Source organism: Xanthobacter cornucopiae, assembly GCF_043195065.2.
GTDB lineage: Bacteria > Pseudomonadota > Alphaproteobacteria > Rhizobiales > Xanthobacteraceae > Xanthobacter.
The window spans coordinates 953,506-974,270 of record NZ_CM195531.1 but is presented as its reverse complement, the minus strand read 5'-3'; the positions used below and the strand labels follow the sequence as shown (position 1 = coordinate 974,270).

21 protein-coding genes, 1 tRNA gene and 1 pseudogene are annotated in these 20,765 nt (G+C 68.1%); 15 read left to right on the top strand and 8 right to left on the bottom strand.

Annotated features, from left to right (window positions below):
* Positions 1–66 precede the first annotated feature (66 nt).
* Both V5F53_RS04275 and V5F53_RS04270 read right to left on the bottom strand, forming a co-directional pair.
* Positions 67–1,077 carry an amino acid ABC transporter substrate-binding protein gene (locus V5F53_RS04275; protein WP_393998589.1) on the bottom strand — a complete coding sequence of 337 codons (1,011 nt, stop codon included), beginning with the start codon at positions 1,075–1,077 and terminating at the stop codon, positions 67–69.
* Between the two features lie 49 nt (positions 1,078–1,126).
* A complete protein-coding gene (locus V5F53_RS04270; protein ID WP_393998590.1) occupies positions 1,127–1,759 on the bottom strand; it encodes a L,D-transpeptidase in 633 nt (210 codons plus the stop codon).
* A gap of 387 nt (positions 1,760–2,146) precedes the next feature.
* Between V5F53_RS04270 and thrS the strand changes: the two genes are divergently transcribed.
* Both thrS and V5F53_RS04260 read left to right on the top strand, forming a co-directional pair.
* Positions 2,147–4,117 (top strand): threonine--tRNA ligase, encoded by a 1,971-nt coding sequence (gene thrS / locus V5F53_RS04265; protein ID WP_393998591.1) that lies wholly within the window; start codon positions 2,147–2,149, stop codon positions 4,115–4,117.
* Between the two features lie 261 nt (positions 4,118–4,378).
* The gene (locus V5F53_RS04260) at positions 4,379–5,263 is read left to right on the top strand and encodes a hypothetical protein (RefSeq protein WP_393998592.1); all 885 of its coding nucleotides are present in this window, start codon (positions 4,379–4,381) and stop codon (positions 5,261–5,263) included.
* Between the two features lie 66 nt (positions 5,264–5,329).
* Here the strand turns inward: V5F53_RS04260 and V5F53_RS04255 are convergent, their stop codons facing one another.
* Both V5F53_RS04255 and V5F53_RS04250 read right to left on the bottom strand, forming a co-directional pair.
* Positions 5,330–5,683, bottom strand: coding sequence for a c-type cytochrome (locus V5F53_RS04255; protein WP_393998593.1), 354 nt, complete (start codon positions 5,681–5,683; stop codon positions 5,330–5,332).
* Positions 5,684–5,727: 44 nt separating this feature from the next.
* Positions 5,728–6,771, bottom strand: a complete 1,044-nt coding sequence (locus V5F53_RS04250) for an RgsD C-terminal domain-containing protein (RefSeq protein WP_393998594.1) — start codon at positions 6,769–6,771, stop codon at positions 5,728–5,730.
* 174 nt (positions 6,772–6,945) lie between these two features.
* Here V5F53_RS04250 and V5F53_RS04245 point away from each other — a divergent pair, with 174 nt between their 5' ends.
* Entirely contained in the window at positions 6,946–7,509 is a 564-nt protein-coding gene (locus V5F53_RS04245) for a nitroreductase family protein (protein WP_393998595.1), read from the top strand.
* A gap of 11 nt (positions 7,510–7,520) precedes the next feature.
* Here V5F53_RS04245 and V5F53_RS04240 read toward each other — a convergent pair whose 3' ends face one another.
* Both V5F53_RS04240 and ygfZ read right to left on the bottom strand, forming a co-directional pair.
* Positions 7,521–8,114, bottom strand: a complete 594-nt coding sequence (locus V5F53_RS04240; RefSeq protein WP_393998596.1) for a DNA-3-methyladenine glycosylase I — start codon at positions 8,112–8,114, stop codon at positions 7,521–7,523.
* A 103-nt stretch (positions 8,115–8,217) separates the two neighbouring features.
* Positions 8,218–9,102: a CAF17-like 4Fe-4S cluster assembly/insertion protein YgfZ gene (ygfZ, locus tag V5F53_RS04235; RefSeq protein ID WP_393998597.1), complete on the bottom strand. Its 885-nt coding sequence runs from the start codon at positions 9,100–9,102 to the stop codon at positions 8,218–8,220.
* Between the two features lie 151 nt (positions 9,103–9,253).
* Between ygfZ and V5F53_RS04230 the strand changes: the two genes are divergently transcribed.
* From V5F53_RS04230 to folK, 3 genes are all read left to right on the top strand, one after another.
* Entirely contained in the window at positions 9,254–10,048 is a 795-nt protein-coding gene (locus tag V5F53_RS04230) for a bestrophin-like domain (protein WP_393998598.1), read from the top strand.
* Positions 10,049–10,113: 65 nt separating this feature from the next.
* Complete coding sequence (folP, locus tag V5F53_RS04225) at positions 10,114–10,968, top strand: dihydropteroate synthase (RefSeq protein WP_393998599.1); 855 nt, start codon at positions 10,114–10,116, stop codon at positions 10,966–10,968.
* Positions 10,965–11,456: a 2-amino-4-hydroxy-6-hydroxymethyldihydropteridine diphosphokinase gene (gene folK, locus V5F53_RS04220; RefSeq protein ID WP_393998600.1), complete on the top strand. Its 492-nt coding sequence runs from the start codon at positions 10,965–10,967 to the stop codon at positions 11,454–11,456. The genes folP and folK overlap by 4 nt, the downstream gene beginning before the upstream one ends.
* A 50-nt stretch (positions 11,457–11,506) precedes the next feature.
* Here folK and V5F53_RS04215 read toward each other — a convergent pair whose 3' ends face one another.
* On the bottom strand, positions 11,507–11,722 hold the full coding sequence (locus V5F53_RS04215; RefSeq protein ID WP_393998601.1) for a CsbD family protein: 216 nt from the start codon (positions 11,720–11,722) through the stop codon (positions 11,507–11,509).
* A 229-nt stretch (positions 11,723–11,951) separates the two neighbouring features.
* Here V5F53_RS04215 and meaB point away from each other — a divergent pair, with 229 nt between their 5' ends.
* The 6 genes from meaB (at position 11,952) to V5F53_RS04185 (ending at position 17,085) form a co-directional block, all read left to right on the top strand.
* A complete protein-coding gene (meaB, locus tag V5F53_RS04210) occupies positions 11,952–12,941 on the top strand; it encodes a methylmalonyl Co-A mutase-associated GTPase MeaB (RefSeq protein WP_393998602.1) in 990 nt (329 codons plus the stop codon).
* 28 nt (positions 12,942–12,969) lie between these two features.
* On the top strand, positions 12,970–13,551 hold the full coding sequence (locus tag V5F53_RS04205) for a pyroglutamyl-peptidase I family protein (RefSeq protein ID WP_393998603.1): 582 nt from the start codon (positions 12,970–12,972) through the stop codon (positions 13,549–13,551).
* A 298-nt stretch (positions 13,552–13,849) separates the two neighbouring features.
* Positions 13,850–14,776, top strand: a complete 927-nt coding sequence (locus tag V5F53_RS04200) for a sulfite exporter TauE/SafE family protein (RefSeq protein ID WP_393998604.1) — start codon at positions 13,850–13,852, stop codon at positions 14,774–14,776.
* A complete protein-coding gene (locus V5F53_RS04195; protein ID WP_393998605.1) occupies positions 14,773–15,585 on the top strand; it encodes a TIGR02186 family protein in 813 nt (270 codons plus the stop codon). Before V5F53_RS04200 ends, V5F53_RS04195 begins: the two co-directional genes overlap by 4 nt.
* A gap of 502 nt (positions 15,586–16,087) precedes the next feature.
* Positions 16,088–16,870, top strand: a complete 783-nt coding sequence (locus V5F53_RS04190) for an enoyl-CoA hydratase-related protein (protein ID WP_393998606.1) — start codon at positions 16,088–16,090, stop codon at positions 16,868–16,870.
* 140 nt (positions 16,871–17,010) lie between these two features.
* Positions 17,011–17,085, top strand: a tRNA-Gln gene (locus V5F53_RS04185).
* A gap of 254 nt (positions 17,086–17,339) precedes the next feature.
* Here the strand turns inward: V5F53_RS04185 and V5F53_RS04180 are convergent.
* Positions 17,340–17,953, bottom strand: a pseudogene (locus V5F53_RS04180) (transposase).
* Positions 17,954–18,895: 942 nt separating this feature from the next.
* Here V5F53_RS04180 and V5F53_RS04175 point away from each other — a divergent pair.
* The 3 genes from V5F53_RS04175 (at position 18,896) to V5F53_RS04165 (ending at position 20,557) form a co-directional block, all read left to right on the top strand.
* Positions 18,896–19,792: a PGN_0703 family putative restriction endonuclease gene (locus V5F53_RS04175; protein WP_509213009.1), complete on the top strand. Its 897-nt coding sequence runs from the start codon at positions 18,896–18,898 to the stop codon at positions 19,790–19,792.
* 103 nt (positions 19,793–19,895) lie between these two features.
* Positions 19,896–20,120, top strand: coding sequence for an AbrB/MazE/SpoVT family DNA-binding domain-containing protein (locus V5F53_RS04170; RefSeq protein ID WP_234050726.1), 225 nt, complete (start codon positions 19,896–19,898; stop codon positions 20,118–20,120).
* Positions 20,121–20,167: 47 nt separating this feature from the next.
* A complete protein-coding gene (locus V5F53_RS04165) occupies positions 20,168–20,557 on the top strand; it encodes a type II toxin-antitoxin system death-on-curing family toxin (protein WP_509212898.1) in 390 nt (129 codons plus the stop codon).
* Positions 20,558–20,765: the final 208 nt, after the last annotated feature.

Sequence of the window (20,765 nt, the reverse complement as noted above, 5' to 3'; positions counted from 1 at the left end):
GCGCCTTTGCGGAAGCACGCGCGACCTGCGCGCGCCAGCGGGTTCCCGGCCTGCGCCGGGCCGCAATCAGCGGATCGGCGGGGCGTACTGGATGCCGCCCATGCTCCACAGCTGGTTGATGCCACGCGGAATGCTCAGCTTCGAAGCGGCACCGACGTTGCGCTCATAGCTCTCTCCATAATTGCCCACGGTCTTCACCGCCACCAGGATGAAGTCGTTCGGCAGGCCGAGCGAGGTGCCGTTGTCGCCTTCGACGCCAAGGAGGCGCTTCACGTCCGGCTTCTGCGACTTCACCGCCTGGTCGAGATTGGCGGAGGTCACGCCCAGCTCCTCGGCGTTGATGAGGCCATAGAGCACCCATTTCACGGCGTTGAACCACTGGTCGTCGCCCTGGCGCACCACCGGGCCAAGGGGCTCCTTGGAGATCACGTCCGGCAGAACGATATGGTCGGCGGGCTTCGCCAGCCCGGAACGCAGCGCGTAGAGCTGCGACACGTCGGTGGTCAGGGTGTCGCACTTGCCGTCTTCGTAGGCCTTCAGCAGTTCCACGGAATTGGGCAGCGTCACCAGCTCCAGGGCCATGTTGTTGGCCTTGAAGTAATCGGCTGTGGTTTCCACCGCGGTCGTGCCGGCCTGCACGCAGACCTTGGACTTGTCGAGTTCCAGCGCCGACGTGACCTTGCGGGCGTCGCGCACCAGGAAACCCTGGCCGTCGTAATAGGAAATGCCGGCGAACAGCAGGCCGAGCTTGCTTTCGCGGTCCAGCGTCCAGGTGGAGTTGCGTGAGAGCAGGTCCACTTCGCCCTTCTTGAGGGCGGGGAAGCGCTCGTCCGCCGACAGCGGCACGAACTTCACCTTTTCCCCGCTGCCGAGCACCGCGGCGGCGACGGCGCGGCACAGGTCCACGTCGAAGCCGGTCCAGCGGCCGCTGGCGTCGGGCGCCGAGAAGCCGGGCAGGCCTTTCGATACGCCGCACAGCAGTTCGCCACGGTCCTTCACGGCCTTCAGCGTCTGCGCCTGCGCCCCAGTGGCGATCAGCGCGACGGCACCGGCCAGAACGGCCAGGATCTTCTTCATGAATGCCCCCGGTTCAGGACAAGAGAGAAATGGGAAAATCGGGCCGTCCTCACAGCACGGCCTGTTGACGCACGATCACCTTGGTGCCCACCGGCACCCGCTGGTACAGGTCGATGATGTCCGAGTTCACGAGGCGGAAGCAGCCCGAGGACACCGCGTAGCCGATGGTCTGCGGCTGGTTGGTGCCATGGATGCGATAGACCGTGCCGCCGATGTAGAGCGCTCGGGCGCCCATGGGGTTGCCGGGCCCGCCGGCCATGAAGCGCGGCAGGTAGGGCTGGCGCTGGATCATTTCCGGCGGCGGCGTCCAGTCCGGCCATTCGGCCTTGCGCTCGATCGACTTCAGGCCCGACCACTGAAAGCCGTCGCGGCCCACACCGATGCCGTAGCGCATGGCGCGGTTGTCGCCCTGCACCAGATAGAGGTAGCGTTCATTGGTGTGGATGATGATGGTGCCCGGCTTTTCCGTGGTGCGGAAGTAGACCGGCTGGCGCCGATAGGCCGGGTCCAGCTGCGCCTCGTCGTCGTCCGCCGGCACGAAGCCCGGCTGGTCGTCGATGTCCATGGTTGCGCCCGGCACGCCGCGCGGCGGCGTCTGCGCCTGGCTCGCGCCCATCGCGCCAAGGAGGCCGACCTGAAGCAGGGCGGCGAAAGTCAAGGTCTTGAACGTCGAGGAAATCATGCCCGCCTCATCTGTCGCGTCCCTTCGGGAGCGAATGTTTTTCGCCGGGTTCAGCTTAAGCGCGCCTTAACGCCCCGCTCCCCCGTTCACGCGCCACCCCCGTGCGCACCATGCCGGCCCCTGAGGCATTCCCCATCGGGCGTTACGCGAACACATGCGGCATGCACAACCCACGTCCCCGTATTTCGATTAGCTGAGCCGGAGCGGATGCGAAAGGGGGAGACACGCGCGATCCGTGGCGCTTTTCGATCACAACCGCCTCATCGTCGGACCGGGCGGCGCGGCGCGGCGATCTGGACGGCCCGCCCCCTTCCCCCTTAAAAGGTCCGCCCCATATGGGAATGAAGCCTACCTGCGTGGTCCGCAGGAGTGGGCAGGAGGAGTGACATGATTGCCTTGACCTTCCCCGACGGCGCCCAGCGCGAGTTCGCCGAGGGAACCTCCGGCGCCGACATCGCCGCCGCCATCTCCAAATCCCTGGCCAAGAAGGCGGTCGCCGTCACCCTGGACGGCGCGCTCGCGGACCTTGCCGAGCCCATCGGCCGCGACGCCCGGATCGAGATCGTCACCCGCGACGATCCACGCGCGCTGGAGCTGATCCGGCACGACTGCTCGCATGTGATGGCCGAGGCGGTGCAGGCTTTGTGGCCGGGCACCCAGGTCACCATCGGCCCGGTGATCGAGAACGGCTTTTATTACGATTTCGCCCGCAACGAGCCCTTCACCACCGAAGACCTGCCGGTGATCGAGGCCAAGATGCGCGAAATCATCGCCAGGGACCGCCCCTTCACCAAGGAAGTGTGGACCCGCGACGAGGCCAAGCGCGTGTTCGGCGCGTTGGGCGAGACCTACAAGGTCGAGCTGGTGGACGCCATTCCCGCCGACCAGGACGTGAAGATCTACAAGCAGGGCGAGTGGTTCGACCTCTGCCGCGGCCCGCACCTGCCCTCCACCGGCAAGATCGGCAACGCCTTCAAGCTCATGAAGGTGGCCGGCGCCTATTGGCGCGGCGACAGCAACAATCCCATGCTGACCCGCATCTATGGCACCGCCTGGCACGACGAGAAGGAGCTTGCCGCCTATCTCCACCGCCTGGAGGAAGCCGAGAAGCGCGACCATCGCCGCTTGGGCCGGGAGATGGACCTGTTCCACTTCCAGGAGGAAGGCCCCGGCACCGTCTTCTGGCACCCCAAGGGCTGGACCCTGTTCCAGGAACTGGTGGCCTACATGCGCCGCCGGCTGAAGGCCGACTATAGCGAGGTCAACGCACCGCAGGTGCTGGATGCCGGCCTGTGGGAAACCTCCGGCCACTGGGGCTGGTACAAGGAGAACATGTTCAAGGTCCAGTCCGCCGGCGACGAGACCAAGGACGAGCGCGTGTTCGCCCTGAAGCCCATGAACTGCCCCGGCCATGTGCAGATCTTCAAGCACGGCCTGAAGAGCTATCGCGACCTGCCCATGCGCCTCGCCGAGTTCGGCGCCGTGCACCGCTACGAGCCCTCGGGCGCGCTGCATGGCCTCATGCGCGTGCGCGGCTTCACCCAGGACGACGCCCACATCTTCTGCACCGAGGAGCAGATGGCGGCCGAGTGCCTGAAGATCAATGACCTGATCCTCTCCACCTATGCCGATTTCGGCTTCGAGGAGATCATCGTGAAGCTGTCCACCCGCCCCGAGAAGCGGGTGGGCTCCGACGCCGTGTGGGACCATGCCGAGGAGGTGATGACCCGCGTGCTCAAGCAGATCGAGGAAGCCTCCGGCGGGCGCATCAAGACCGGCATCCTGCCGGGCGAAGGCGCGTTCTACGGCCCGAAGTTCGAATACACCCTGCGCGACGCCATCGGCCGCGAGTGGCAGTGCGGCACCACCCAGGTGGACTTCAATCTGCCGGAGCGGTTCGGCGCCTTCTATGTGGACGCCGACGGCCAGAAGAAGACGCCGGTGATGATCCACCGCGCCATCTGCGGCTCCATGGAGCGCTTCACCGGTATTCTCATCGAGCACTTCGCCGGGCACTTCCCGTTGTGGCTGGCGCCGACCCAGGTGGTGGTGGCCACCATCACCTCCGACGCCGACGCCTATGCGCAGGAAGTGGTGGAGAAGCTCAAGGCCGTCGGGCTCCGGGCCGAGATCGATGTGCGCAACGAGAAGATCAACCTCAAGGTGCGCGAGCACTCTTTGGCCAAGGTGCCGGTGCTGCTGGTGGCGGGCAAGAAGGAAGCCGCCGAGCGGACCCTCTCCGTCCGCCGACTCGGCTCCAACGCCCAGGAGAGCGGCAGCCTGGATGCCATCCTCGCCGCGCTGAGCGAGGAGGCGGTACCTCCAGACCTCAAGCGCAAGGCCCTCGCCGCCGCCTGACCCTTCTTCAGCCCCCGAAGCCAACTTTGGGGGCTGTTACCCTGCTGAAATTTGGCCGCCTTTGCCCTGCGCGTTGTGCCGCCCGTACCCCCCTCTTAACCTTGGCCTCGGGCTCGGGGGATCTCAGGACCGATCTGGCGCGAACCGGCGCAGACGACATCGCGGCCACGGAACGCGTGCCGGCGATCGAGTCTGCTTGGTCATCCGCATCCGGCGAAACCGCGCCGGCTCCCGGCCCGGACCGTGACGAGGGGCAAGGCGATGCGGAAGTGGATATGGACGGCGGCGATTGCCGGAGCGACAGCCTGGAGCGGCACCATCGGCGCGCAGGCGCAGGTCGCGGCCGGGCCGGCGGCGGGTGGAGTGCCGCAGAAGGGCGTCTTCGTCGGCGTCGGCGGCAGCGCGAACTTTTCAACCTTCGTTGACCAGGACGTGTTCGGGCAAGGCTTGTCCAAGATCTATTCGGGTGAAACCCTGGTGGCCCGGGGCGAGGCCGGCGGCTCCACTTCACCCTATCTGGCGGCGCAGACCGACTTCGCGCCCATGGCGCAATTCGGCTATTTTGACCATTTCGCCGGCACCAGCTGGATGTGGGGCGCCAAGTTCACCTACAATTACCTGAACGCCTCCTCCACCCAGGACAATTTCCTGATCCCCCAGGCCGGCTATTACACCGGCGAGGTCAGCGGCGTCCTGAAGGGCAATGTCTATGCCCATGGCTACACCATGAAGGCCACCAACCAGTTCGAACTGGTGCCTTTCCTCGGCTACAGCTTCGACAAGAGCTTCGTCTATCTTGGCGCCGGCCCGACCCTCACTCAGATCAAGTCGGAGTTGAACGGCCTGGTGGGCTTCGCCAGCCTGTTCGGCGATCACCTGGATCTCACCGGCGCGCCGCGCAACTTCTCCAGCACCAATTGGGTCTGGGGCGGAACCGTCTCCACCGGCGTCACCTATTTCCTCGCTCCGGACTGGTTCGTGGACCTGAACTACAGCTATACGGTCTCCACCACCAAGACCAACCGCTTCGCCTCCCCGTTCAGCACCCTCAACGACGGCTACACCTTCACCGGCCTCGCGCTCGGCACCTATTCGGGCAGCGCCGACGTGCAGGCCGTGATGGTCTCCATCAACAAGGTGTTCTGAACGAGGGCGGTCCGGTCCACGCCGCCGCCGGGGGCTGCCCGCCGGCGGCGGAAGGGACCGCGCCGGCTAGTCTTGCAGCGTGTCCAGGCTGTGGAGATAGGCGGCCAGGTCCTGGGCCTGGGCGCGGGTCAAGGACACCTTCGGCATCAACGGATGCGGGGTCAGCAGGCGGAACGCCAGCCACTCGGGGGACAGATCGGCGGTGCGCCGGGCGATGGCGACGAAGGAAGGCGCGTCGCTCTGTCCCTGCTGCTGGACGCGGCTCACCACATGACAGCTTGAACACCACTCCTCGGCCAGAGCCGCGCCCGCCGTCACATCGGCGGCGCGGGCCGGGGCGCCAAGCCCGGCGAGGCCGGCGGCGAGAACGAGGGCCGCCATCATCGGCGGGCCGGAGGGTCGACGCAGGAGGCGGATCACGGGCCTTGCCTTTCGCTGGGGAGATGATCAAACGCGCGACGCGCTCAGCGCATCATCACTTCCAATTCCTGGTCCTTACCGGCCTCAACCTTGAAATCGCGGCTGAAATTCTTGCCGTCGTGGCGGCCGATGGCGGTATAGTCGCCTTCCGACAGCACAAACAGCGGGAACGCGCCAATGGATTCCTTGATGGTGTCCCCGCCCGGCGTGATGACCGTCCATTGCGTGTCGGCCTGGGCTTCGCCGCCCTTGTCCTTCACCAGCTTCAGCATCACCTGCGCGGCGCGATGGTGCATCGTGGCATCGGTGAGCTTGCCCGGCACCACGTTCACGTCGGCGCGCACCACCGCATTGGCGTCACCATAGGTGGAAACCACGTGGTAGGTGCCCTCCGGCAGCAGGATCACCTCGCCGGCGCCGGCGCCGCGGTAATAGGGCTGGCTGGAGGTGCGCCCCTGCAGGAACGAGCCCTCGAAAATGTCGAACGTCAGCTTCTGGGGCGAGACCGCCTTGTTCTCCACGTCCGCCTGGAGCCGCAGGCCGCCGGCCGGCAGCGCGAACGCCTCGCGGCGCGAGACCGAGCCCACCACCACCCGTTGCGCCGTGGTGGCGAGGCCGTAGGTGACATGAACGATGTAGCCGCCGGGCGTGAGGAAGAACACCGGCGCCGCTTCCACGCTTTCCGCCACCAGGGGAAAGGCCCCCGTGCTCTCCGGCTGATCGGCGAACACGCGCCAGACGAGGCCGCGCGTCATCGGCGCCCCCTCGTCGCCGAAGCGCGCGAAGACACCGAGCGCGGCCTTGCCGGCGGGAGCATTGGGCAACACCTGGTGCGGCTCGCGCGGCCCGGCGGCGGGGCCGCCGGCCCCCGGCGCCAGCACCGGTGCGCGGGCGCCGCCACCGGGCGGCGGCGCCGCGAACGGGCCCGCCTTCGACGGCGGCGGCGCCTGCGGGCCGAGAAACTGCAAGCTCTGCGCCGAGACGGGGGCACCCCAGGCCATGGCGAGCGCCAGCCCGAGCGCCGCCGGCGGCACGCGCCGGCCAGGGCGGCGGATGAGACGCGGAGACAGGCGAACGAAGCAGGTCATGATCTTGACGTGCACAAAATTCGGGGCGGTTTCAAGTCGGCGCGTGCGGACCCGCGCGACTGCCGCAGCGGAACAGGCAATGGCCGCATGCCTTCAAACATGGCTCGATCCCCCGTATAGATCGCCCCCCGGCCCACCGCCGCCCCTCCCCGCTTCTCCGCGAAGGCCCTGCCCATGCCCGACGCTCTCGACCTGCTGCGCACCCGCCGCTCCTCCCGCATCATCGACCTCCAGGAGCCGGCGCCCACGGCGGAGCACCTGGACACCATCCTGACCATCGCCGCTCGGGTTCCCGATCATGGCAAGCTTGCCCCGTGGCGCTTCATCGTGTTCGAGGGCGAGGGCCGCGCCCGGGCCGGCGAAGCCTTCGCCCGGGTGCTGGCCGCCAAGGACCCCGACTCCAGCGAGAAGCGCCTCGCCGACGAGCGCAACCGCTTCCTGCGGGTGCCGCTGGTGGTGGGGGTCGTGTCGTCGGCCGCGCCGCACGTGAAGATTCCGGAATGGGAACAGCTGCTGTCCGCCGCCGCCTGCTGCCAGAACCTGTTGCTGGCCGCCGCCGCGCTCGGCTACGGCGCCACCTGGATCAGCGAATGGCCCACCTATGATGCCGATGCCCGCGCGGCGCTGGGCCTTGCGGCGCATGAGCGTGTCGCCGGCTTCATCTATCTGGGCACCGCCAGCCAGACGCTGGAGGACCGGCCCCGGCCGGACCTCGCCCAGGTCGTCACCCGGTTCTGATCGCCCGGCCCTCAACGGGCGCGGGCGCAATGGCAGTCGGCCAGGTGGTCGTCCACCAGGCCGCACGCCTGCATGGCGGCATAGACGATGGTCGGGCCGCAGAACTTGAAGCCCAGCCCCTTCAGCCGCTTGGAGAGCGCCTGCGAGGCCGGCGTCTGCGCCGGCACGTCGGCCAGCCGGCGCGGACGGTTCACCACCGGCGCGCCGCCGACCGCGTCCCACATGAGGTCGGCGAAGGCCGTCCCCCGGTCCTGGAGATCGAGATAGGCGCGGGCGGAGAGCACCGCGCCCTCGATCTTGGCGCGGTTGCGCACGATGCCGGCATCGGCCATCAGCGCCTCGATCCGGACGGCGTCGTACCGGGCGATCCGCTCCGGCTCGAAGCCGTCGAAGGCGCGGCGGAAATTGTCCCGTTTGCGCAGGATGGTGATCCAGGCGAGGCCGGCCTGGAAGCCGTCGAGCAGCAGCTTCTCGAACAGCGCCCGGCTGTCATGCTCCGGCACGCCCCATTCCTCGTCGTGATAGGCGACATAGAGCGGATCGGTGCCGCACCAGGGGCAGCGCGCCCGCCCGTCCGGGTGGGCAATGGCCTCGCCGGCAGCCATCAGGCGCTCTCCGCCCCGGGTTTCGCCGCCACGGCGTCTTGCTCCACAGCTTCTTGCCTCATGGCTTTGTGCCTCATGGCTTTTTGCCTCATGGCTTTTTGCCTCATGGCTTGGCGCCTTTCAGCTTCTTGTCGAGCTCGCTCACTTTCTTCTCCCACTCCAGGGGGAACGCCGCCCAGTCCGGCGCCTTCAGCTCGATCTCGACCCCGCCGGCGAGCAGCGGCACGCCGCCGGCCTTGGCGTCGGTGGCCCGGTCCAGGCGCACGCTGGCGATGGCCTTGGCGCCGGCGGCCGACGACACCCGGCCGATGACCTTGTCCCCCGCCGTGATCTCGGCGCCGATCTCGGCCGGGCCGGGAAAGATGGCCTCCACCAGTCGGTTGCGCGCGGTGGTGCGGTGCTCCATGCGGCTCACCACCTCCTGGCCCACGTAGCAGCCCTTCTTGAAGTCCACGCCGCCGAGCTGGTCCATGTCGGCCTCGTGCGGGAAGGTCTCGCCATAGGGGAAATCCGCCCCGCCCTTGGGAATGCCGAGGCCGATGCGATGCGCCTCGTACACCTCCAGCCCGGTGCCGAGCGCCGCCGCCGCCGTCGCGGGGAGCACCAGGCGCTGGCCCAGCGCGGCGAGGCGCGGATCGGCGAACACCCACCCTTCCGGCAGCGGGCCGGCTTCGTCGAACACCGCCGCCACCGCCAGGTCGTCGGCCTTTTCGAAATTCACCTTGGCGCGCAGGCGATGGAAGGTGAGTCGCTTCAGGAGCTCGTCCGCCTTTTCGGCGGGAACGTCGAACAGGAAGCTGTCCTCGCCGTCGCGATAGAGGAGGAAGTCGCTGAGAATCTTGCCCTGCGGGAACAGCAGGGCGCCATAGCGCGAATCGCCCGCCGCCATGGTGGCGACGTTGCAGGTGATGACACCGTGGAGGAACTTGGCCGCCTCCGGTCCGGTGGCGCGAATGAGAGCACGATCGATCAAATGAACGACGGGCATGGGGCCGTCCTTTCTGAAGCAATCGTCAAGATGTAAGCCCACCGCGCCGTCCCCTCAAGGTCACGCATGGCCTTGAGGGGTCGGCGCGGCGCGCGCTATTCGGGCGCAGCCGCGTGCCCTGCCGGGCCCGGCAATCCCGACGGGAGACGACATGACATCCTGGATGGTGGCGCCGCTGGCGTGCGCCGCGATGCTGGCGGGTGCCTTTCTGGCCATGGTGGTCGCCCGCCGGTCGCCGGCCGACTATCTGTCCGACGATACCCGATACACGCTGAAGCTCACGGTGGGCCTCACCGCCGCCATGACCTCGCTGATCCTCGGCCTGATGACCACCTCCATGCGCTACACCTATTCGGCCGCCGGGCAGGATGTGCAGGAATACGCGGTGACGCTGCTCACCGCCGACATGGAGCTGCGCCAGCTCGGGCCGCAGGCCTGCCCGGCCCGGCACGCGCTCGCCACCTATGCGCGGCTCGTCCTCGATGAGACCTGGGGCGGCAGTCCCGGCGGCATCGAGAGCGCGCCGACGCCGACCCGATTCGAAGCTGCCTCCGCGCGCCAGCTCCTGCGCCTGGAGGAGATGGTCCGCGCCCTGTCGCCGGCAAGCGACGACCAGAAGCTCGCCCGCGCCGACGCCGCCCGCAGCCTGAAGGCGCTGCTCACCCACCGCTGGAAGCTCAGCAGCGACGCCGACAGTCGCATTCCCACCCTGTTCGTGCTGGTGGTCATGGGTTGGCTCACCCTCATCTTCGCCGGCTTCGGCTGGTTCGCCCCGCGCAATCCGCCGGCCCTGGTGGCGCTGTCCCTCTCCAGTCTCGCCATCGCCGCGGCCCTGTTCCTGGTGGTGGAAATGGGCGAGCCGTTCGCCGGTCCCATGCGCATCGCGCCGGCGCCGATCCTCGATACCCTGGACGCCATGGCGTCCCACCCCTGCGGCGCCGCCTGACGATCACCCTTGCCACGGCGACGCCCAGGGGCTTGAGTGGCGCGACCTGATTACACAGTCGTGCCATGGCCTCGCTCCCTCCGCAGATCCCCCCCGCCCCCCGCATCCTTCAGGCCCGCGACCGCGCCCTGCCGCTCGGTCCGCGCACACTGGTGATGGGCATTCTCAATGTCACCCCCGATTCGTTCTCCGACGGCGGCCGCAGCGCCGCGCCGGACGACGCCCTGGCCACCGCCCGCCGGCTGGTGTCCGAGGGCGCCGACATCCTGGACGTGGGCGGCGAATCCACCCGGCCCGGCCACACGCCGGTGCCCGCCGATGCGGAGTGGGCCCGCCTCGCTCCGGTGCTGGCGGCGCTGGCGGGAGAAGCGAGCGTTCCCATCTCGGTGGATACCTACAAGGCGGAGGTGGCCGCCAAGGCGCTCGCGGCCGGCGCCCACATCGTCAACGACGTGTGGGGCTTCGCCCATGATCCCGACATGGCGCGGGTGGTGGCCGACCACGACGCCGCCGCCGTGGTGATGCACAACCGCGCCGAGGTCGACCCGGGCCTCGACATCATCGCCGACATGCTGGCCTTCTTCGAGATCGCCCTGGAAAAGGCGGAGCGGGCCGGCGTCCGGCGCGACCGTCTGGTGCTCGACCCCGGCGTCGGCTTCGGCAAGACCTTCCCGCAGAACCTCGCCGCCATCCGCCGGCTGGACGAGCTGCGCACGCTGGGCTTGCCGCTGCTGCTCGGCACGTCCCGCAAGTCCTTGATCGGCAAGGTGATCGAGACCACCCCGGCGGAGCGGCTGCCGGGCACCATCGCATCCAACGTCATCGGCATCCTGGCGGGGGTGGAGATCATCCGCGTGCACGACGTGGCCGCCCATGTGCAGGCGGCGCGGGTCGCGGAGGCCATCCGGGACGCCCCATGAGCATCCAGACCGCCTATCTGTGCCTCGGCTCCAACGTGGGGGACCGCGCCGCCACCCTGGCGCTGGCCCTCGGCGTGCTGGCGCGGGCCGGCCTCACCATCCGCGCCCGCTCGCAGCTTTACGAAACGCCGCCCTGGGGACCGGTGCCGCAGGGGCCCTATCTCAACCAGGTGGTGGAAGTAGACAGCCCGGTGGACGCCCGCAGCCTGCTGTTCCTGGGCCTGCTGGTGGAACGGATGCTGGGCCGCGACCGCAGCCGGGAAGTGCGCTTCGGCCCCCGCCGCATCGACATCGACATCCTGCTGTTCGGGACTGACAAGATCGACCAGCCGGACCTTGAGATTCCCCACCCCCGCCTGATGGAGCGGGCCTTTGCCCTGGTGCCGCTGCTGGAGATCGCGCCGGACATCCGCATCGACGGGGTCCAGGCGGCGCGGGCGCTGGCGGGCCTCGACACCGGCGACATCGTCGCCGTGGGGCGCTGCTGAGCGCAAAAAAGCCCCCGCGCCGACCAGCGACGCGGGGGGTCGGAGGCGCCTCAGTGGCGGCGCGCAGAATCGAAGGCGTTGGTGAAGTTTTCCACCTGGCGCTTCGCCTCATCCCTGGCGAGCCCGTAGCGCTCCTGGATCTTGCCCTCCAGAATGTCGCGCCGGCCCGCAATCTCGGTCAGGTCGTCGTCGGTCAGCTTGCCCCATTGGGCCTTCACGGTGCCGGTGGCCTGCTTCCAATTGCCTTCGATGCGATCCCAATTCATGGCTTCACCTCCATTGGCCGGGGCTCTGGCGACGTCGTCGCGCCGCCGGGCACCCCGCGATCAGGCGCGGCCCAAGGGGCGGCGCCGGGTTTGCCGATCCTGGCGACAGGCCGCCGCCGATCGACGCGAATGGAAATTTGCCTGGACAACGCCGGCACGGCATGACGAGTTCCCGCGCGATTGGGAAAATGACGCCGGCCGGTGCCGGCAGCCTGGGGGACAAACGACGATGACGGCTGCGCCACAGCACGACGATGCCAAGCTCGCCGACGGCGTGGCGAGGGGTGAGCGCGCCGCGCTGGCGCGGGCCATCACGCTTGTCGAATCCCGCCGCGCCGATCACCGCACCCGTGCCCAGGCCCTGCTGCAATCCCTGCTGCCGCGCACCGGCGGCGCCTTCCGGATCGGCATCACCGGCGTGCCCGGGGTCGGCAAGTCCACCACCATCGACACGCTCGGCACCTATCTCACCGGCCTCGGCCACAAGGTGGCGGTGCTGGCGGTGGACCCCTCCTCCAGCCGCACCGGCGGGTCCATCCTCGGCGACAAGACCCGCATGGCGCGCCTGTCGGTGGACCCGCGCGCCTTCATCCGCCCCTCCCCCTCCGGCGGCACCCTGGGCGGCATCGCCGCCAAGACGCGCGAAACCATGCTGCTGTGCGAGGCCGCCGGCTTCGACGTGGTGCTGGTGGAAACGGTTGGCGTCGGCCAGTCCGAGACCGCCGTGGCCGACCTCACCGACACCTTCCTGGTGCTGATGCTGCCTGGGGCCGGCGATGAGCTTCAGGGCATCAAGAAGGGGGTGCTGGAGCTCGCCGACATCGTCGCCGTGAACAAGGCCGATGGCGACAATGTCATGCGCGCCCGCGCCGCCGCCAGCGAATACCGCGCCGCGCTGCACCTGCTCGGCGCCCGCCAGGCCCATTGGTCGCCACCGGTGCTGACTTATTCCGCCTATACCGGAGACGGCATCGCCGAGGTGTGGGGCCAGGTGGAGCTGCACCGCCAGAGGTGCGAGGCCGCCGGCGCCTTCGCCGCCACCCGGCAGGCCCAGCAGGTGCGCTGGATGTGGACCCTGCTCAACGAGCGCCTCGCCGAGAAGGTGGCCACCGACCCGGGGGTGAGGACGCGCCTGCCGGCCCTGGAGCGGGAGGTGGCCGCCGGCACCCTCGCCCCGGCCCTGGCGGCGGCGGAGATCGCCCGCCTCATCGGCCTTTGAGCGCGCCGTGGGCGGGCGCAAAAAGATCATGATCTGTGCCTTCGGGCCGTTCCCCGGCGTGCCGGTGAACCCGTCCGCCCGCCTCGCCCGGGATCTGGTCCGCGCCCGCCGGCCGGCGCTCGCCGCGTGCGATCTCCGCCTGGAGATCCTGCCGACGCTCTGGGCCTCCCTCCCCGTCCTCGCCGACCTCATCGCCCGGCACCGGCCGGACGGGATGCTGCTGTTCGGCATTGCGCCGCGCCGCCGCCGGCTGAGCATCGAGACCCGCGCCGTGAACGCCGCCGCCGACCGCCCCGATTCGGCCGGGCGGCATCCGCCACGCCGGCGGATCGACGCCAGCGCCCCGGCGGTGCTGAAGAGCCCGGCACGCATCCCGCACCTGGTGGCGGCCGCGCGCGCCGCCTGTCCCGCCGCGCCGTCGCGGGACGCCGGGCGCTACCTGTGCAATGCCAGCTATTTCATAGCCCTGGCGCGAACCGGCGACGCGATCCCCGTTGTCTTCGTGCATGTGCCCGGGCGGCCCCACCGTCACGGCGCCGCCCTCGGCCTGGCGCTGCGGGTCCTGCTGCGCGCCTTCGCCGCGCAGGTCCGCCCCGGAACCGGCGCCTGAGCCACCCCCCTGAGCATGCCCCCTGAGCATGCCCCTTGCCCCCTGGCCGAGCCGGGGCGGCCTCTGAGCAACCCGCTTGGCCCGGGTCCTTGGCCCGGGTCCTTGGCCCGGCTCAAGGACCGGGGCCGACGGCATGAGCCCCCGGCAAGGCCGCTGGCGGGCGCGCGCGCCCCTTCCGCCGGCCTCCACGGCGCCAAAAGCCAGCGGAAGACGTCCGGCCGCACGTGCGGGGCCTTCTCACCGGCCCGGCGATGGCGTAAGTCCGACCCCTGCGCCGTGATCCAAAACGGACGATGCCGTGACCATCTATCTGCCCATTGCCGAGCTGCCGGTGTTCATCTTCACCGTGTTCGCCATGGGGCTCGCGGTGGGCTTCATCTCCGGCATGTTCGGGGTCGGCGGCGGCTTCCTCATGACCCCGCTTCTCATCTTCACCGGCGTTCCGGCAGCGGTGGCGGTGGCCAGCGTGTCGCCCTACATGGCGGCCTCCTCCTTTTCCGGCGCCCTCTCCTACCTGCGCAAGGGCATGGTGGACCTGCCTCTGGCCGGCGTGCTGCTCATCGGAGGCCTGCTCGGCACGGTGGCGGGGGTGGCGCTGTTCCTGTGGCTGCGGATGATCGGCCAGGTGGATCTGTTCATCCGCATCGCCTACACGCTGCTGCTCGGCGCCATCGGCATCATGATGCTCACCGAAAGCGTGCGCGCCATCCGCCGCAGCCGGCGGGGAGAGCGACCGCGCGTGCGCCGGCCGGGCACCCACGCGTGGTTCATGCGGCTGCCGCTGAAGATGCGGTTCCGCCGCTCGCGCATCTATGTCTCGGCCATCCCGGTGGCGGGCATCGGCTTCATCATCGGCGTGCTGGGGGCGGTGCTGGGCGTCGGCGGCGGCTTCATCCTGGTGCCCGCGCTCATCTATCTGCTGCGCGTGCCCACCACCACCTCCGTGGGCACCTCCCTGGTGCTCACCCTTGTCACCATGGCGGCGGCCACGGTGCTGCACGCGGTGGCCAACGGCACGGTGGATGCCGTGCTCGCCTTCGTGCTGATGATCGGCGGCACCATGGGGGCGCAGTTCGGCGCCCGCACCGGCCAGACCATGCGCCCGGAAAACCTGCGCTTCCTGCTGGGCCTGCTGGTCTTGTCCGTGGGGCTGCGGGTGGCGGTCGATCTGGTGCGCACCCCGGCCGACATCTACGTGCTCCACCCCATCGAGGTGCGCCGGTGAGCGGCCGCCGGCGGTGGCCCGCCGCGCGGCTGGCGCGCGCCGCGGCGCTGGCCGCCGGTCTCCACGCCCTGCCTGCGCAGGCCCAGCCCGCCGAGACGGCGCCGGCCCCGGACCGGCTGGTGGTCTCCATCTCCCAGCCCCGGGTTCGGATCACGTCCAGCTTCACCGGAACCGAGCTGGTGGTGTTCGGCGTCGCGGAAACCTCGGCTCCCGACGATTCGCCGGACGTGGTGGTGACCGTGCGCGGCCCCAAGGAGAGCTTCATCACCTGGCGCAAGTCGCGCCTGTTCGGCTTGTGGGTGAACACCGACAGCCGCACCTTCATCGACGTGCCGGCCTTTCTCAGCGTGCAGTCGAACCGCCCGCCGGAGGAAATGGCCCCGCCAGAGGTGCTGCGGGTGGAGCAGATCGGCCTCACCCGCAACGTGCTGGTGCAGATGATCGGCACCGACTATGCCGACGTGGTGCCCACCGATCCCTTCCGCCTCGCCTTCCTGCGGACCCAGGAGGCCGAGCAGCTCTACCAGGAGAACCCGCGCGGCGTGGTGTTCCTGGCGCCACGGGTGTTCCGGGCGGACTTCGCCATTCCCGGCCGCGCCCCCCTCGGCCACTACGACATCTCCGTCAAGCTGCTTCGGGAAGGCCGAGTGACAGCGCAATCCTTGTTGCATTTCGAGGTCAACAAGACGGGGTTTGAACAAGAGGTCGCGGCATTCGCTCAGACGAATGCACTATTTTATGGCATAGTCGTAGCCATAGGCAGTCTCATAATCGGATTTATTGGAAATTTTCTTTTTCGAAAAGAATAGAGACCTCGCAGTCGTTCAATTGCGGACTAGCGAGATACAGGGCACCGAGTTGCGCAGCGTGAAGTCGCCTGCGGACATCTGACCCCCGACGGCGGCGGCATTCGCTTTTTAGCTTGAATTCCAACCCTGAACGCGCCAAGAAGACGCGAAACATGAAACCTGCGAGCCGCGCGGCTCACATGGCTTCGGGTGCCAAGCCCTGACCGGCGCCCGTCGGGACGGGACGACGCCTCCGGGCGTCGTCCCGTATCCCATGGGGCAGATCTTCACCAGCCACCGGCTCCCCAGTCGCCCGCCATGGCCTTCCCCTGCGGTTTCGGGCATATGTGCACGACCGGATCGCGGGCCGCTCCACCATCGTGGCGGAGCCGCGCATCGGGAGGTGGCGCCCCGCCGCCGATCACCGCATGCGTCGCGAACCTGGAGGGACCAGGACCCGCGGGCCCGCGGCGCACCGCCCCTCGCGCATGATCCGCGCCGTGTTGAAACTGGGAGGCCGAAGTTGGCTGGCAGCATCGCCATCACCGTCGAGGACGGAATCGCCCGTCTCGTCCTGTCGAACCCCGAGCGGCGCAACGCCATCTCCAGCGGCATGTGGCAAGCGCTCGCGGCCTTTGCCGGCGAGGCGGCGCGGCGCACCGACATCCGCGTGGCGGTGCTGCGCGGCGAGGGGGCGCTGGCCTTCTCCGGCGGCGCCGACATCTCCGATTTTGACGCCGCCCGTTCCGATGCTTCCGGCGCGCAGAGCTATGACGACATCGTTGAAGGCGCCTGCGCCGCCATCGAGGGGCTGGCGTTTCCGACCCTGGCCCTGATCCACGGCGCCTGCGTCGGTGCCGGGGCGGCGCTGGCGGCCAGCTGCGACCTGCGGATCGCGGCGGACGACGCCTTCTTCGCCATTCCCGCCGCCCGCCTCGGCCTGGGCTACGATCCGCGTGGATTGCCACGGGTGCTGCGGGTGTTCGGCAGCCAGGGCGCGCGCCAGCTCTTCTTCACGGCGGATCGCCTCCCCGCCCGCCGGGCGTTCGAGATCGGCGCCATCGACCTGCTGGCGAGCCCGCAGGACGTGGATGGCGCCGCCGACAAGCTGGCCCTGCGCATGGCCGAGAACGCGCCGCTGACGCTGAAGGCGGCCAAGCTGTCGATCCGCGCGGCGGAAGGGGGCTCGGGCGCGCTCCTCGCCGAGGCCCGCCGCGCGACCAGCGCCGCCAATGCCAGTGCCGACTATCGGGAAGGCCGGCTCGCCTTCGCCGAGAAGCGCGGCCCGCGCTTCACCGGCGCCTGAGGCCCCGATCGCCGGCGTGCCGCCCCCGCGCGGGTGGCACGCCGGCACCACGCCCTGGGCTTTGGATATGTCGCACGCCGCATTGGACAGGATAGAGCATGGGCGATAAGGTCCGCGCCCACCGAGCCTGAACCGGTCGTTGGGGCGTAGCCAAGTGGTAAGGCAGGGGATTTTGATTCCCCCATTCCCAGGTTCGAATCCTGGCGCCCCAGCCAAAACCGCGATTTCTGTTGATTTTGCTGGGCTCCAGCTTGGCTGGGGCTCTTCTGGGGGCATTGTCGTACGCGTTTGTCGTACAGCACTGTCGTACAGGATCGGCGCTTGGCAGCCGGTGCGGTTCAACCCGCTCACCCGTTACGGGGTGAGACATGACGCATATCCAGCATGTGTTCCGGCGCGGCGCGATCTACTGGTGGCGACGACGGCCACCATGGGTGGTCAATCCGAACCTCAGAGTCCGTCCCGAACCTCATGACGTTCGGGCGATGCGGCGGATGAGGACCATGGCGGCGGCGTAGAGGAGGCGGTCGCTGAGGCAATGGTGGCTTCGGCGTCCTTCCAGAGCCGTCTGTTCCGATTGATCCAGGCGAAGAAGCGCTCGACGACCCATCGCCGGGGCTGAACGGCGAAGCCGATCTGATCGGGCTTGCGACGGACGATCTCGACGGCGATGCGGGTCGCGGTCGCGACACGCGGGCCCTGGTAGCCGGCGTCCGCGAAGACCTTCTCGATGAAGGGGAACGGGCGACGCGAGGCAGCCAGCAGCGGGCCCGCCCCATCGCGATCCTGCACACTGGCGGCATGGGCGAAGAGGACGAGGTCACGCCCGTCGGTGTCGACGAGGGCGTGGCGCTTGCGACCGAAATGGATCGGCAGCATCCGCCAGCCGCCGCCTGAACGCACCAGATAGCGCACCGCATTCATGACTTCCCGGAACTCCACCTCGCGGGGCCGCCCCCGGCGTCCGGGAGCCGGCATCAACGGCGCCATCCGCTCCCATTCTTCATCCGTCAGGTCCGACGGATAGCGTTTCGTCTTCCGGGCGATCCTGGCCATCCGGTCCCGCTGTTCTGCTGTCCACATCCACAGCTTGAATCATAAGCACGGACAAACAGGAATCCCTGGATAACGAATTTCCAAACGGGCTCTCATAACCCTCTCCCTTTGCCTCGCCTTTCAGCAGCTTTGGGTCAAGGCCTTTCATGCAATACTGGAACCAGCGCCACTGGCTATGTACAGCATCCTGTTTATGGGATCGCAGGGAAATGAACCCCTTCGTGCGCCTTGCATTAGCCGTATCACTATTGATGTCACTCAGCCACCGGCGAAAATCGTCCCGGTATCTGTCCGGGATATGAAATGATATGTGTGTATGATATCCAATATTCTTACCGTGTTCATTGACTTCGTAATAATATGATTTCATTTCTCGATGAGCCGCAAATTTTCGGAATCGGTCCAAGACCCGATTGAGGGCTCCATTCATCTGGATGCTGCTCTCGTAACCGGCAAGGCGCCAAGAGAAGGTAACCTCGGCGTTCAACACCGCGCCCTGATAGTTCGCAAACAGGATGCCTTCTTACAGGCGACACAGTTCATCTCGGCTGGTGTAGCGCGTGGGCCGCCTCAGCCTCCCGCGCTACACCATGTCGCCCCTCGCCCCGGTCACGCGAAGGGCAGGTGCAAATGGCCCCGTGAACTGTCCACTGGACTGGATCGAAAGCTGCGGGAGGAGATCAGAAGAGGAGAACGAATCGAAGGACATGAAAGCGCCTCACAGGAGGTTGGCGAAGGCGCCCGGAATTTGCCGGACAATAAATATAGAGTTTTGGAACCCGAATCAGACGGTCGCGAAGCTGCATAATGTTGTCGCAGGTCGACAGGAAATATCGTCACCGATCAGCAATCGGGTGACGAAATGTCAGATAATGCATATGGTTATGAAAACTCACACCTCCCCATTGTGCCTCGTGAGATTTTCCATCGCCACCATGTGAATGAGCCGGGTGACACGCGTTTTGCGAGCTGCGCCCGACTTCTTCAATCCATCTTGCGGGAAAGCCGAGGCCTGGCCCGGGCTGGCATCGGAGCCGGGACGGACGCCAGCGCATCCTCGGCAGCCGCCTCGATCCAGACGACGCCCGCCGGGGCCGCAACCTCCTGCCCCCCGACATCGCCCGCCTGACCCGCCGCGCGACGGCCTATCGGGAGATTGGCGCCTTCATCGAAGAGCAGAGGCTGTGGGAGAACCTCCTGTCGAGCCAGCCGCTCACCTTCAACCTGTTCGCCCACTGCCAGGCCGCACCCGACCACGGCCTCGCCCTCTTCAACCACCTCTTCCCCGGCTTCTTCGGCCAAGTCGGGAAATTCGCCTTCGAGCACTCGCCCGGCCGGGGCGACCCCACCTATCTCGGCGACTACACCGCCTTCGACCTCTTCGTGAGCGGCCTTGCCCCGGACGGCGGCCCGGCCTTCATCGCCATCGAGATGAAATATTCCGAGACCATGCGCCAACAGGGCCGGAGCAGCACGGCCCGCTACCGGCAGCTGACCCGCGCCTGCGCCCTCCACCTCGACCCGGAGGCACCAAGCCTCCTGGTTGATCCGCTGGGCCAGCTCACCGCAGAGCACCTCCTCGCCGCTCTCATCCGGGAGCGTCTGGGGCCGGGCGCCCGCGCGCTCTTCGTCGTCATCGCCCCCACCGGCAATCGCGACGTCTGGAATGCCGTGGACCTCTACCGCACCATGCTGGCCGACCGGACTGACGGCGTGCCCTTCATGGCCCTGACGCTGGAGGCCGTGATTGCGGCCATTGGCGAGACCGGGGACCCTGACCTCGCCGCCCGCCTGCACGAGCGCTACACCGACTTCACGCCAGTTCATCGCCTCATCGAGGATTGGGAGCCGTTCACCGAGGCGTGAGCCGCACGAAGTCCGTCCGCTTCCTGTCCGGAATAACGGAGCGGACTGGCCTTGACGTCGCCATTTGGTTCATACAATCGTTCATACGGAAGGGAGCACGGTCATGGTTGCGCTCAAACTTGGAAAGATCGGCAACTCGGTGGGCGCGGTGCTGCCCAAGGAAGTACTGGCGCGCCTCAAGGTGGGCCAGGGTGACACCCTCTATCTGACCGAGACCCCGGACGGCTACCACCTGTCGCCCTACGAGCCAGAGTTCGAGGCGCAGATGGAGGAAGCCCGCAAGATCATGAAGAAGCGCCGCAATGTGCTGCGCGAACTCGCGAAATGAGTGGGCGCCATCGGGGCGAGCCGCGCTGGGTGAGCAAGGCCGTCGTTTTGGCTGTTCATGACGCCCAGCTTGCAGAGCATGGCGGCGGCCGGGGCGTGCGGGACGAAGGGTTGCTGGAGACGGCTCTCGATCGTCCGAAGAACCGCTACCACTACATGCAGCCGGACGAAGCTGCCGGAACGCAGGTGTCCACCTCCGACATAGCTACACTGGCCGCCGCCTATGCCTATGGCATCGCCAGGAACCACCCCTTCGTGGACGGCAACAAGCGCACCTCCTTCGTGGTGTGCGAGCTGTTCCTGGCCCTCAACGGCTATGACCTCGCCATGGACGACGCCACGGCGGTGACCACCTGGCTGGCGCTGGCCGCAAGCGAGCTGAGCGAAGACGAACTGGCGGCCAGGATAGCCGCAGTGCTCCAAGACGCAGCGGATTGAAAACTCACGGCCACGGCGGGTTCATACCCTGAAGAGGTCCCGTGTATTTCAGCCCCAGGCCCCTTTTTATATGACGTGAGCCGAAGCACTCCCGCCCGGCAGCGTCTCATTCCCGGCCTGGGTCCCTCTGCCTCAAGACCAACAACAGCCCCCTCTTTTCTCCCCTCTCATCTTGCCCAGAGGAAGAATCCGCCGGGCTCTTCTCTCG